We start from the raw sequence: 12134 nt of genomic DNA, 5'->3' as shown, positions 1-12134 counted from the left end.
AAAAAATCTCCCTTCCATCTATCTATGAGATAGTTTGGACAAGGAGATTTCTGCTTATACAAGTTTGATAGAAATATATATTTGAAAACCGGGTATACTTTTTCGTTATTCTGGCTATGCAGACATCAGTTTAAATGGCTCGCAAATACCATTCGATCTTTTCCGTTGATATCTTGTTTGATTTCCACATGGCTGCCTGGAAAAACCTGCTGTATCCGTTTCTTTACAGATTCCCCCTGCGTATGGCCAATTTCAAAAGCCAGCAGTGTATCTTTTTTTAAGGGCAGCTCTTTCACTTGTTCGATAATCATATGATATGCTGCCAATCCATCCTCTTCTGCAAAAAGCGCCAGCTCCGGGTCAAAATCACGGACGGTATCACTAAGCGCAGCTGCTTCTGATTTCGCAATATACGGCGGGTTGGAAACAATCACATCAAATGGCGTGGTTTCATGAATAACCGGAGATAAAAAATCTCCCTCCAGAAATGATACATCTGCCTCCCATTGATCGGCATTCTGCTTGGCTATTTGAAGCGCCTCAGCTGAAATATCGGTAGCAAAGACTTCTGCATGATTTAATTCTAATGCCAACGTAATCGCAATAACGCCGCTTCCTGTACCTATATCAACCACCCGTACAGGTCCGGTTTGCGCAGCAAGGTAATCCTTTATAGCAAGCACCAGCTCTTCCGTTTCCGGTCTGGGAATTAACACATGCTTATTCACTTGAAAGATGCGTCCATAAAATTCCTCAGATTCCGTCAAATGCTGGACGGGAATTCCAGTTTCAGCATGCTTTTTTATATCTGCTTCAATCTGTATTTGTTTTTCTTCAGATATGGGGTCACGCAAAGCAAGCAGCCATTCCTGTCTGGATAACCCTAAATGATGTCTGATTAATATTTCTGCCACTTTTGGTTCTCTATTTGCCTTTTCTAAAAAAAGAGAAGCCCGGTGAAGGACTTCATGAATTTTTGTTTGGGTCATTGATTATTCCCCAATCTGCTCTAATTTTTTCGCTTGCTCTTCCATGACAAGCGCATCGATAAACTCATCCAGCTTGCCCTGCATAATCTGGTCCAGCTTTTGAATGGTCAAACCGATCCGATGGTCTGTCACACGGTTCTGTGGATAGTTATACGTACGGATACGCTCTGAGCGGTCTCCTGTACCAACCGCTGATTTACGATTTTCATCATATTCTGCTTGTGCTTCCTGCTGGAATTTATCATAAATACGAGCCCGTAATACTTTCATTGCTTTTTCTTTATTCTTAATCTGTGATTTTTCATCCTGAATCGATACCACAATCCCAGTAGGCTCATGCGTTAAACGTACTGCTGACATCGTCGTATTTACGCTTTGTCCCCCCGGTCCGCTGGAAGCAAAGGTATCCACACGAATATCCTTCTCATGGACATCTATCTCTACCTCTTCCGCTTCAGGCAGCACCGCAACAGTTGCAGTGGATGTATGAATCCGTCCGCCAGACTCTGTTTCCGGAACACGCTGTACGCGATGGGCGCCATTTTCATACTTCAGTTTCGAATAAACGTCTGATCCATTGATCATAAAGATGATTTCTTTATAACCGCCAACGCCTGTGGAGCTAGCCTCCATCACATCGATTTTCCAGCCCTGCGCTTCTGCATAACGAGAGTACATCCGATATAAATCACCTGCAAATAAAGCAGCTTCATCTCCCCCGGCAGCACCGCGAATTTCCATAATAACGTTCTTATCATCATTCGGGTCTTTAGGAAGCAAGAGAATCTTCATTTGTTCCTCCAACTCTTCTTTTCTGGACGATAATTCAGATACTTCCATCTTCGCCATTTCCAGCATTTCATTATCTGATTCATCTTCCAGCATTTCTTTCGCATCTGCCAGTTGTGATGTAACTTCTCTATACTCACGGTGAGCCTGGACAACGTCCTCCAGTCCAGCCTGCTCTTTCGAATACTCACGCAGCTTTTTTGTATCACTGATTACTTCCGGGTCACTTAACATTTCATTTAATTTATTATACCGATCTTCTAGTGCTTGCAAACGATCTAACACAAGAATACACCTCTTTCTCCATAACAGTCTTATTATATTATAAGGGAGCATCCGGGTCAATTGCACACCAGATGAGCAGTAATGGCAGGGTTGCCAATAAACAAAAAAATACCCATAAACTCGGCACGTTTTATACATGACCTGTCTATAGGCATTCTTTCTTGATTTCTTCTTTATTTAATTTAATATACAGCATCCGCTTATTTTCCCTTCCAATTCCGTATCTTTCTAAAAAGAAAAGTTTATTTTTTTAACCTTTATCTGATACTTATTTCTTTTTTCTGCATGATATTGGGATTTTTCCGGCTTGTATGAAGCACATATACCTCTCTTCCTAAATTGTATCGGTGAATCTCCTGACAAATTTTCATTGCCTCTGGAGAGTTGGAGAATTTTTTCAAAGGGTCCATGTCTTCTAAAATGCGTTCACTGTGCTCATTAGTATGCGCCTGAACTACTTCAATTAAAACCCATTGTTCCGGAAATGCGTCGCGCACTTCTTCCCATTTCAATGTATTCACCTCCAGAATGATACATAGTATATTTATATTGTATCATGAGAAGGAATAGCGTAATAGCACTTGTGCAAAAATTACGATAACTTTCACAATTTCTTTGAAAAAGAATTTGTCCAGAAAGAAGACCCTTTTTATCAAAAAGAAACCCAAGCTAATTTGGATTTCTTTTGTGGTATACGAATCTGATGTAAAATATTGCACCTGCAATTATCGTATTGTTATTTATTTTTTTAATAAATGTTACCTTTTCCTCCGCCTGTATTATTCATCAGCCTTACTCCTATAACAACGTTTTAAAAAACGGCCAAGCGTTATCACATCCGTACAATAACAGCTCCGCCGCCACTTCCTTGAATACATTTGGTATCTTCTTGCTCATGCATAAATTGCAGCAGTCGATTGTTCTGTGCAATCAAGTAGTTAAGCTGCTCCAGCTGGCTTCTTAAATCCATCATCATCTGCATCATGTATTGCATATCCGGTGATGCATCATGATAAGAAGCGGAATGGGCTTTATATAGATTGCTTCCCGGTCTTTGGCTGGCTGTATCCTGAACAGGAAGTTCATAGCCTGATCCATAGTTATCACCTTGTATTTGCGTTTCCACACCTGCGTCCTGTGCGCTATTGCTCCGTTGGCTCTGATATTCCTTTTGCCGGGTATACCCTCCCTGATTTTGACGATAAGGGTGCCAGCCGGGCGAATAGGGATAGTGAAAAGACATCCGTTAACCTCCTCTCATCCTATATCCAGTGTATTTGCCCGTTCTTTCCATGTGTGCAACGACCTGAAATTGATTAATTAGCCCGATTTGTGAATTATTTTTCCTCAATAATATTAGGATTCTGACGGTTAGTATGAAGAACAGGAAAAAGCCAAATCAGAACAAACGGAAATCAAATGTCATTTATTTGAGATGGCCTCTAAGGATCATCCATATATCCCGTACCCTTTTTTGAATGCTTTGTTTAAATCGATGAAACAGAACGATTATCAATCCTTACCGATTCAATCGAGTCAAGGCATTATGAAAATGGTCTTTCAAAATTGGAGATCTTTTTATGGCAGCTTACGGGAGTATAAAAAGAATCCCGTAAAATTTAAAGCACGTCCTAGAATACCAGGATATTGTCGTTCCAAAGAAAAAGAAATAACCTTTTCCAATCAGGATTGTATGGTAAAAGATAATAAATTCTTGAAGTTCCCTAAAACAAAAGCACGCCTGAATATAGGGAAGTTAGGTTATTCGGAAGGAAGGCTCAAACAAGTTCGAGTCGTTCCCAAGTACGGTCAATATGTCGTGGAATTAGTTTTTCAAATTCCTGCAAAAGCAGAGAAAAAAGAATCCAAGAACCGTTTTATGTCTGTTGATTTAGGTATGGATAATCTTGCAACCATTGTCACGAACACAGGCAAAAGGCCAGTTTTAGTGAAGGGCAAAAATATCAAATCCGTCAATCAACGCTATAATCAGCTAAAAGCCTATTATACAGGGATCTTCCGTCAAGGAAAAAATACAAACGAGGGGCCGTTTACATCCAAACGTTTGGAGAAAATCAGCCAAAAACGATTTCTTCAAATCAAAGATCTCTTTCATAAAGCCAGTTTTCAAATCGTGAAAATCGCCTTGGAAGAGGATATTGGTACCATCATCATCGGGCAAAATAAAGACTGGAAACAACACGCCGCTATAGGAAAAAGGAATAACCAATCTTTTACAGCTATCCCGCACAGCCTGCTTATTCAAATGATCACATACGAAGCAGAAAAGCATGGGATAACGGTGATGTTGACAGAAGAATCTTATACGTCGAAAGCAAGTTTTCTTGATAACGATGAAATCCCTATTTATGACCAAAAGAGTCAAAGCGTTGTATTTTCAGGGAAGCGTATCAAACGCGGGCTTTACCTTTCGAAAATGTGTTTACTATGTATCATGATTATACCAAGAATTATTACACTTCCATTTCGATACATGCTTATATATGTAAGAAGAAATTTCGTTAAATTATTCCAACTCCATTTACCACAATATAACTGAATGTTTGGCGTTCACTCCAAAATAAGTAAAATATCATTTTTAAACAGGAAATCCAACAACAAGTACCAACACGATTCACTCAACTGCCAATGGTTTTAATTGGGTAAGTAATCGCAAAAGCCATTCTATGGAAGAGAGTAATCAATGCGCCTTTCTCCAACTCTAACCTAATCCTGCAAGGTGGCGAGGAGGAATCGCAACAAAATGAGGTTTCATTATATAAAAAACTGCCGAATATATAGATTCGGCAGTTTTCGTATTAACTATTTGCTTGTTTTACAACATTTTGTGCTACATTTACTTCTGGTTTATTAGGTACTTCATGATGATGACGGCAGCGCGGTTCATAGGATTCTGAAGCTCCTACCAGAATGACAGGGTCATCGTAGGAAGCAGGTTTTCCATCAATCAGCCGCTGCGTTCTGCTGGCAGGCGAACCGCATAATGGACAGATGGCGTTTAATTTCGTCACCGATTCCGATAAAGCCATCAGCTGCGGTACGGGTTCAAAAGGAACCCCACGAAAATCCATATCCAGGCCGGCAACAATGACACGGATATCCCGGCGAACAAGCTCCTCGATGACATCAATGACATTGTTATTGAAAAATTGCACTTCATCAATCGCCACAATCTCTACATCGGGCTTTATTTCCTCTAAAATTTCAGCCGCATCCTTGATTGATTTTGCAATAGTAGTTCTGCCATCATGAGAAACAACTGCTGTTTCATCATAACGGTTATCAATAGCCGGTTTAAATACACATACATCTAGATGCGCATACGTTGCTCTTCTGACACGACGTATTAATTCTTCTGATTTCCCGGAAAACATGCTTCCGCAAATTAATTCTACCCAGCCATTTCGCTTCATTATATGCATTTGGAGAAACTCCTCTCGCGAATAAGTATAACTATTTTTAATGAGAAGCTCAGGCAGCACTCTCAACTATCTTCTATTATATGATAAATGAAAAAAACTTATTTTTCATATTTTATCTCATTAAAAGTAAAAAAACAGGCAAAATGAGACATTTTGCCTGTCCTTTCCAAATTCCATTCCTTATAAAAATTCTTTTTAACCGATAGACGGTTCATCAGAAAATTAGTTAAGGTTATATTTTTTCTTAAAGCGATCCACACGGCCGCCGACTTTGTCAGCTTTTTGCTTACCAGTGTAGAATGGATGTGAATCAGAGCTGATTTCAACTTTTAATAGAGGGTATGTGTTTCCATCTTCCCACTCAATTGTTTCGTCTGATTCTTTTGTAGATCCGCTTAAGAACTTGTAATTCGTGCTAGTATCAAGAAAAACTACTTTTCTGTACTCTGGATGAATTTCCTTTTTCATGTTCTTCTACTCCTTTTTGCCCTGAGTCCCTTGGAAACAGAGTTATTCGAAGAGTCGTTCGCGATGCAATGCACCCTACCTAAACTCACATAGAAAGATTATAACAGTGTATAGAATGAAATGCAATAGAAGTTATTAACAAAAGACAAGATGCATCTGATTCTATTGACGATTCATTCCTTTTCGTTTCATTTCTTCGTCCATCAGCTGCAGGAATTCTTCATTATTCTTAGAATTCTTCATCCGTTTTAAGAAGCGGTCTAAGAAATCATTGGAATCCTGCATGGTTTTCCGCAGCAGCCACATTTTATCTAAATGTGCTTTATCTACCAAGAGCTCTTCTTTACGGGTTCCTGAACGCAGAATATCGATAGCAGGGAAGATTCGGCGGTCTGCAAGATGACGATTCAGGTGCAGCTCCATATTCCCTGTTCCTTTAAATTCTTCATAAATCACATCATCCATACGTGAACCGGTGTCTACCAGCGCTGTCGCTAAAATGGTAAAGCTGCCGCCTTCTTCAATATTTCTTGCCGCACCAAAGAATCGCTTTGGACGGTGGAAGGCTGCCGGATCGATACCGCCGGATAAGGTACGTCCGCTTGGAGGAATAACTAAGTTATACGCCCGGGCCAAGCGTGTAATGCTATCCATCAGAACGATGACATCACGCTTGTGCTCGACAAGACGCATAGCACGCTCTAACACAAGCTCCGACACTTTGATATGGCTCTCAGGAACTTCGTCAAAAGTAGAGGAAACGACATCAACGTCCGGACCTACAGAACGTTCAATATCGGTTACTTCCTCTGGACGCTCATCCACCAGTAGAATAATCAGTTTGGCATGCGGATGGTTTTGAGAGATGCTGTTTGCAATTTCTTTAATCAGCATCGTTTTCCCAGCTTTTGGCGGCGCGACAATCAAACCGCGCTGTCCAAAACCGACTGGTGTCATTAAATCCATAATACGTGTAGATAACTGGTTTGTTTCTGTTTCTAATCTGATTGGCCGATTTGGGTAAAGTGCTGTTAAAGCTGGAAAATGGACACGTTCTTTGGAAGAATCCGGGTCTTCATCATTCACTGCATCGACATGCAACAGACCGTAATAACGTTCGTTTTCCTTTGGCGGACGTACCTTTCCGGATACTTTATCTCCATTTCTCAAATCAAAACGACGGATTTGGGAAGCAGAGATATAGATATCCTCTGCACTTGGAGAATAGTTGATTGGACGCAGGAAACCAAATCCTTCAGAAGGAATAATTTCTAAGATTCCATCCATAAATAAAAATCCATCTTTTTCCGCCTGCGCTTTTAATATTGCAAAAATTAGCTCTTTCTTTGTCAGCTTTGCGTAATATGAAATTTTATAATCTTTCGCAAGTGCATAAATCTCTTTTAACGTCATTGTCTCTAAACTAGAGATTGTCAGTGTTGCCATTAAATCACCACGCCTGTTCTAGGTTCTTTTATATATTTTAATAGGACGAATAAACATTGTCCCATCTTTTCATACAGCTTCTGTATTTTATGATAAATAATTTGATGGAGTACACCATCTCTATCTTTCTCCATAGCTGATCGTTTGGTTACCTATTGCTGTCTTATCGTGTATACGCTTCATTAGAATTTCATCCGCTAAAGATTTTAATCAAATGGAGAAAAAACGGATGATTGATTCGTTGACAGCTTATCATTCGTTTCCTATTTTTCGGAAACGATATGTATCTGGTATTATTTTTAAATCTTTCTAACTTCCTTTTTCATCTATCATCGTCTTGACTGTAAAAGTACCATTTTCGTCATGGTATGCAAAACGGATTTCCTTATAATGATATGGAAGGAGTACTAAGAAGACCTGCTCCGGCTGAGAGAAGCAGTTAGAAGCTGTGATATTGCTGCAGATGTCTGGAGATAACAGACACAATCCATGTTATTTATTAGACTGACAGTACTTTTCAGGAAGGCGGGTCATCAGAGTTGCGTATTTTGGTAAGAATACGATATCTCTGTAAAATGAAACTTCCTTTTCTATTTCCCTGTCAGACTTTTATCAAATTGCTTGGTTTGACTAAACATCTATTATCATACTCTTTTACGAATAAAGATTCAATAGACTTTTTTGTCAAAAATAGAGGAATTTTATCATGTTAACTATGACTTTTATCTATGATTCTGAAGTTATCGAAAATGTACTCATCTTGCAGGCTTTTTCGACAATAGAAGTTATTTGAGGACAGGTGTATCTTTTCTATCACTGCGTTTAAAAATATTCAGGAAAACGATACATCGATAAGAAGTATTTGCCAGGCCGCCCGAATACCTCAAAACATGCTATATAATAAAAGAGAAGGAAGCCGCTTCTCTTTTAGAGGATGTTTAAAAAGCAAATAAAAGGACTTGCCGGCTTAAATTACAGCAGTTGGAGGATGGCCCCCGCGCTGTAAAAATTCGATGTGTCCTTTTATTCCGCTTTTTAACCGTCTCTTTTACGTATTCTGATCTTGGTAAATTTCTGATTCAGTCATTTCTTCCCGCCAAATGGTTGCTCCGAGAGAAGAAAGCTTGTCCGTCAAATTCTCATAGCCGCGGTCAATATGATCCAAACCGGTAATCTCCGTTACGCCATTTGCAAGAAGTCCGGCAATTACCAGAGCTGCTCCGGCACGAAGGTCACTGGCTTTTACCTTTGCACCTTCTAATTGAGTCGGACCAGAAACAATCACGGATCCGCCCTCCACTTTTATTTCCGCATTCATCCGGCGGAGCTCATCAATATGCTTTAATCGTGCAGAATAAATGGTATCGATAATCACACCAGAATACCCCGCTTGTGTTAATAGTGTTGTAAGCGGCTGCTGCAGGTCAGTCGGAAAGCCAGGATAAACCAATGTCTTGATATCCACACTGCTTAATGATTTTGTTCTGGCAACATATAATTGGTCATTGTGTGATTCAATATTTACATTCATTTCCCGCAGTTTTGCAATCAATGATTCCATATGCTGCGGAATAACATTGTCAATAATCACTTCTTTCCCCATTGCAGCGGCTGCAATAGCATACGTACCCGCTTCAATACGGTCAGGAATAATGGTATGCGTACAACCATGTAAGGAAGGAACCCCGTCGATACGAATCACATCTGTTCCAACACCTTTGATTTTGGCACCCATATTGGTTAATAGCGTCGCAACATCAATAATCTCGGGTTCTTTTGCAGCATTTTCAATGATTGTTTGTCCTTTTGCCTTTACCGCGGCCAGCATAATATTAATGGTAGCCCCAACACTGACGACATCCAAATAAATGCGTGCACCGCGCAGCTCTTTGGCACGTAAATAAATCGCACCCTGCTCATTTGTCACCTCAGCACCTAATGCTTCAAATCCTTTAATATGCTGGTCTATTGGGCGCGGCCCCAGGTAGCAGCCTCCAGGCAAACCAATAACTGCTTTATTAAATTTTCCAAGCATGGCACCCATGAAATAATAGGATGCACGTAATTTTTTGACTCTTCCGTTCGGCAATGGCATGGCAATCATTTTCTCTGGATGGATCGTCATGTCCTGACCATCCCGGGATACTGTCCCGCCAATTTCTTCTAACAGCTGACCTAACGTATCTACATCCGAAATATCCGGCAATCCTTCAATCGTTACTGTAGAATCTGCAAGAATAGCTGCAGGCAATAAAGCTACTGCACTATTTTTTGCACCGCTGATATGAACTTCTCCAGATAATTCATGCCCACCCTCAATTAATAACTTTTGCATGTAAAAACCTCGTTCCTATGGAAGTTATGATCCACAAGTTGTTTTTGTTTATTCAGATGCATATCATCTTTACCCTTTTCTTATTGTCTGTCTTTTTTCCAACTCTATGCAATTATTTTTGATTATTCCAGTCTGCTAAGAATTTTTCAATTCCCTGATCCGTTAATGGATGCTTGACTAAGGACGACAGAACGTTGAATGGAATGGTTGCAATATGCGCTCCGTTTAATGCAGCATCTGTAACATGAATTGGATGACGGATAGATGCAGCAATGATTTCAGTCTGAATCTGATGACGGTCAAAAATAGCTGCAACATTAGCTATCAATTCCATTCCATCCTGTCCAATATCATCTAATCTTCCCAGGAAAGGAGATACATAGGTTGCTCCAGCACGTGCTGCAAGCAATGCCTGATTCGCATTAAAAATCAATGTCACGTTGGTTTTGATATTTAAATCGCTGAACACCTTAACCGCTTTCAAACCTTCAAGGGTCATCGGTACTTTTACCGTAATATTTGGTGCGATGGCTGCCAGCTCTTTCCCTTCTTCTATCATGCCTTCTGCGTCCTCAGCAATTACTTCTGCACTGACTGATCCAGAAACTTCTTCTGTGATTTCACGCAAGCGGTCATGAAAAGAAACCCCTTCTTTTGCTACAAGGCTTGGGTTGGTTGTAACACCAGCCAGTATCCCAAGCTTATTCGCTTCTTTGATATCTTCAATATTAGCTGTATCAATGAAAAATTTCATTTAGATTACCTCCCTGAGATTTTGCAGCAAAAGCTGCACCATCGGTACAGCTTTTGCCTGATATATTTTTATTGATGTGATTAAAAAGTTTCTTATCTGCTCTTTTTAACACATATTTTTAATGAAATCAATTATGCATTATTAGAAGAACCAAATTCACGCATTTTACCGATTACGGTTTCTTTAATCGCTGCAGTACCTGGTCCTAAATATTTACGCGGATCATATAAATCCGGCTTTTGTGCTAATGTTTCACGAATTGCTTTCGTCTGGGAAATTTGATTCTCTGTATTCACATTGATTTTAGCAGTTCCTAATGAAATTGCTTTTTGAATATCTTTTGTAGGAATTCCTGTACCGCCGTGAAGTACTAATGGCACATTAACTAACTCCAGGATTTCTTTCATTTCTGTGAATCCTAAGTTAGGCTCTCCTTGGTATGGACCATGAACGGAACCTAGTGCTGGCGCCAGGCAATCTACTCCTGCTTCTGTCACAAGACGCAGACATTCTTCTTTATCTGCATAGTTGATTCCGCCGATAACACCATCTTCTTCTCCACCTACAGTACCAACCTCTGCCTCAACAGATACACCATGGATATGAGCAAGTTCAACCACTTTCTTTGTTACTTCGATATTTTCTTCGATCGGTGAGTGCGATCCGTCTATCATGACAGAAGTAAATCCTGCATGGATTGCTTCTGCACAGCTTTTAAAGCTGGACCCGTGATCTAAATGAATGGCAACAGGCACGGTTGTACCATATGAATCCATTAAAGATTTTACCATAGCAACTACGACATTGTAGCCGCCCATATATTTTCCAGCACCCTCAGAAACACCAAGAATTACTGGTGACTTTTCTTCTTGAGCTGCTTGGAGAATACCTTGGATATATTCCAGGTTGTTAATATTAAACTGACCTACTGCATATCCATTTTCTTTTCCTTTTTCGAGCATTTCTTTCATTGATACTAAAGGCATACCAAGTTCCTCCTTCAAATTGTCCGCATGAATTTCTGACAACATTCATTACAATATAAGAATACCAATTTCAAGACTTTATCGCAACAAAGTAGCAGTGATTCATTCGTTTTTCTTCAAAATTTCTTCCACAACATGACATAGTTTTGCAACATTGAATGGCTTCGAAATAATTTCCTCAGGTAAGTTTTCCCCCAGTTCCTGTTTTGCAACTTCCGGCAGTCCAGTAATGATGATAGTTTTTGCTTCTACCCTCATCTGCTTTATTTTTTGCATGACAGCCTTTCCGTTGTAAACAGGGATATGATAATCCAGAACTACCAAATCGCAAGGGGACTCTGATAAATGTTCAACCGCTTCTTTTCCGTTCTTTGCAAGTGAAGTACGATAACCGGCTGTTTGAAAAACTTCTTGAAGCAACATGCGAATTCCTATTTGGTCATCAACAATGAGGATTGATTGTGTCATACTTACCCTCCGATATATTTAATTTTTGTTTTAAATTTAAAATTCGATATATTTATTTAAATTCCTGCTTATTTATATAGATTTGTTTTTTACCCCCTATTTTAACAAGAATCATTTTACGGCTAAAACTGCAGACCTGATGGCAGTTTCCACCATTCATTTAGATGTGTA

11 protein-coding genes and 1 pseudogene are annotated in these 12134 nt (G+C 39.7%); 1 reads left to right on the top strand and 11 read right to left on the bottom strand.

Annotation, left to right across the window (positions count from 1 at the left end):
* Nucleotides 1-125: 125 nt before the first annotated feature.
* From prmC to BN997_RS02740, 4 genes are all read right to left on the bottom strand, one after another.
* Nucleotides 126-989: a peptide chain release factor N(5)-glutamine methyltransferase gene (gene prmC / locus BN997_RS02755; protein ID WP_042529478.1), complete on the bottom strand. Its 864-nt coding sequence runs from the start codon at nt 987-989 to the stop codon at nt 126-128.
* 3 nt (nt 990-992) lie between these two features.
* Nucleotides 993-2063 (bottom strand): peptide chain release factor 1, encoded by a 1071-nt coding sequence (gene prfA, locus BN997_RS02750; protein ID WP_042529476.1) that lies wholly within the window; start codon nt 2061-2063, stop codon nt 993-995.
* 257 nt (nt 2064-2320) lie between these two features.
* Nucleotides 2321-2575, bottom strand: coding sequence for a hypothetical protein (locus tag BN997_RS02745; protein WP_042529474.1), 255 nt, complete (start codon nt 2573-2575; stop codon nt 2321-2323).
* A 320-nt stretch (nt 2576-2895) separates the two neighbouring features.
* Entirely contained in the window at nt 2896-3306 is a 411-nt protein-coding gene (locus tag BN997_RS02740; protein ID WP_042529472.1) for a hypothetical protein, read from the bottom strand.
* Nucleotides 3307-3441: 135 nt separating this feature from the next.
* Here BN997_RS02740 and BN997_RS02735 point away from each other — a divergent pair.
* Nucleotides 3442-4497, top strand: a pseudogene (locus tag BN997_RS02735) (RNA-guided endonuclease InsQ/TnpB family protein); the annotation flags it as partial.
* Nucleotides 4498-4882: 385 nt separating this feature from the next.
* Here the strand turns inward: BN997_RS02735 and BN997_RS02730 are convergent.
* The 7 genes from BN997_RS02730 to BN997_RS02700 all read right to left on the bottom strand — a co-directional run bounded on the left by BN997_RS02730 (nt 4883) and on the right by BN997_RS02700 (nt 11963).
* Nucleotides 4883-5506 carry a thymidine kinase gene (locus tag BN997_RS02730; protein WP_042529470.1) on the bottom strand — a complete coding sequence of 208 codons (624 nt, stop codon included), beginning with the start codon at nt 5504-5506 and terminating at the stop codon, nt 4883-4885.
* Nucleotides 5507-5728: 222 nt separating this feature from the next.
* Nucleotides 5729-5974: a type B 50S ribosomal protein L31 gene (locus BN997_RS02725; protein WP_042529468.1), complete on the bottom strand. Its 246-nt coding sequence runs from the start codon at nt 5972-5974 to the stop codon at nt 5729-5731.
* A gap of 162 nt (nt 5975-6136) precedes the next feature.
* A complete protein-coding gene (gene rho, locus BN997_RS02720) occupies nt 6137-7420 on the bottom strand; it encodes a transcription termination factor Rho (RefSeq protein ID WP_042529466.1) in 1284 nt (427 codons plus the stop codon).
* A gap of 1048 nt (nt 7421-8468) precedes the next feature.
* Nucleotides 8469-9755: a UDP-N-acetylglucosamine 1-carboxyvinyltransferase gene (locus BN997_RS02715; protein WP_042529464.1), complete on the bottom strand. Its 1287-nt coding sequence runs from the start codon at nt 9753-9755 to the stop codon at nt 8469-8471.
* Between the two features lie 112 nt (nt 9756-9867).
* Nucleotides 9868-10509 carry a fructose-6-phosphate aldolase gene (fsa, locus tag BN997_RS02710; protein ID WP_042529462.1) on the bottom strand — a complete coding sequence of 214 codons (642 nt, stop codon included), beginning with the start codon at nt 10507-10509 and terminating at the stop codon, nt 9868-9870.
* 131 nt (nt 10510-10640) lie between these two features.
* The gene (gene fba / locus BN997_RS02705; protein ID WP_042529460.1) at nt 10641-11495 is read right to left on the bottom strand and encodes a class II fructose-1,6-bisphosphate aldolase; all 855 of its coding nucleotides are present in this window, start codon (nt 11493-11495) and stop codon (nt 10641-10643) included.
* A gap of 102 nt (nt 11496-11597) precedes the next feature.
* Nucleotides 11598-11963: a response regulator gene (locus BN997_RS02700; protein ID WP_042529458.1), complete on the bottom strand. Its 366-nt coding sequence runs from the start codon at nt 11961-11963 to the stop codon at nt 11598-11600.
* Nucleotides 11964-12134: the final 171 nt, after the last annotated feature.

It is taken from the genome of Oceanobacillus oncorhynchi, from assembly GCF_000821065.1.
Lineage (GTDB): Bacteria > Bacillota > Bacilli > Bacillales > Amphibacillaceae > Oceanobacillus > Oceanobacillus oncorhynchi.
The sequence above is the reverse complement of the archived record's forward strand: the minus strand, read 5'-3'. Positions and strand labels throughout refer to the sequence as shown.

Bases quoted from the DNA above. Each gene is read 5' to 3' on its own strand.
- prmC (WP_042529478.1), bottom strand. From the start codon at position 989: ATGACCCAAACAAAAATTCATGAAGTCCTTCACCGGGCTTCTCTTTTT.
- BN997_RS02740 (WP_042529472.1), bottom strand. From the start codon at position 3,306: ATGTCTTTTCACTATCCCTATTCGCCCGGCTGGCACCCTTATCGTCAA.
- BN997_RS02730 (WP_042529470.1), bottom strand. From the start codon at position 5,506: ATGCATATAATGAAGCGAAATGGCTGGGTAGAATTAATTTGCGGAAGC.
- BN997_RS02725 (WP_042529468.1), bottom strand. From the start codon at position 5,974: ATGAAAAAGGAAATTCATCCAGAGTACAGAAAAGTAGTTTTTCTTGAT.
- rho (WP_042529466.1), bottom strand. From the start codon at position 7,420: ATGGCAACACTGACAATCTCTAGTTTAGAGACAATGACGTTAAAAGAG.
- BN997_RS02715 (WP_042529464.1), bottom strand. From the start codon at position 9,755: ATGCAAAAGTTATTAATTGAGGGTGGGCATGAATTATCTGGAGAAGTT.
- fsa (WP_042529462.1), bottom strand. From the start codon at position 10,509: ATGAAATTTTTCATTGATACAGCTAATATTGAAGATATCAAAGAAGCG.
- fba (WP_042529460.1), bottom strand. From the start codon at position 11,495: ATGCCTTTAGTATCAATGAAAGAAATGCTCGAAAAAGGAAAAGAAAAT.
- BN997_RS02700 (WP_042529458.1), bottom strand. From the start codon at position 11,963: ATGACACAATCAATCCTCATTGTTGATGACCAAATAGGAATTCGCATG.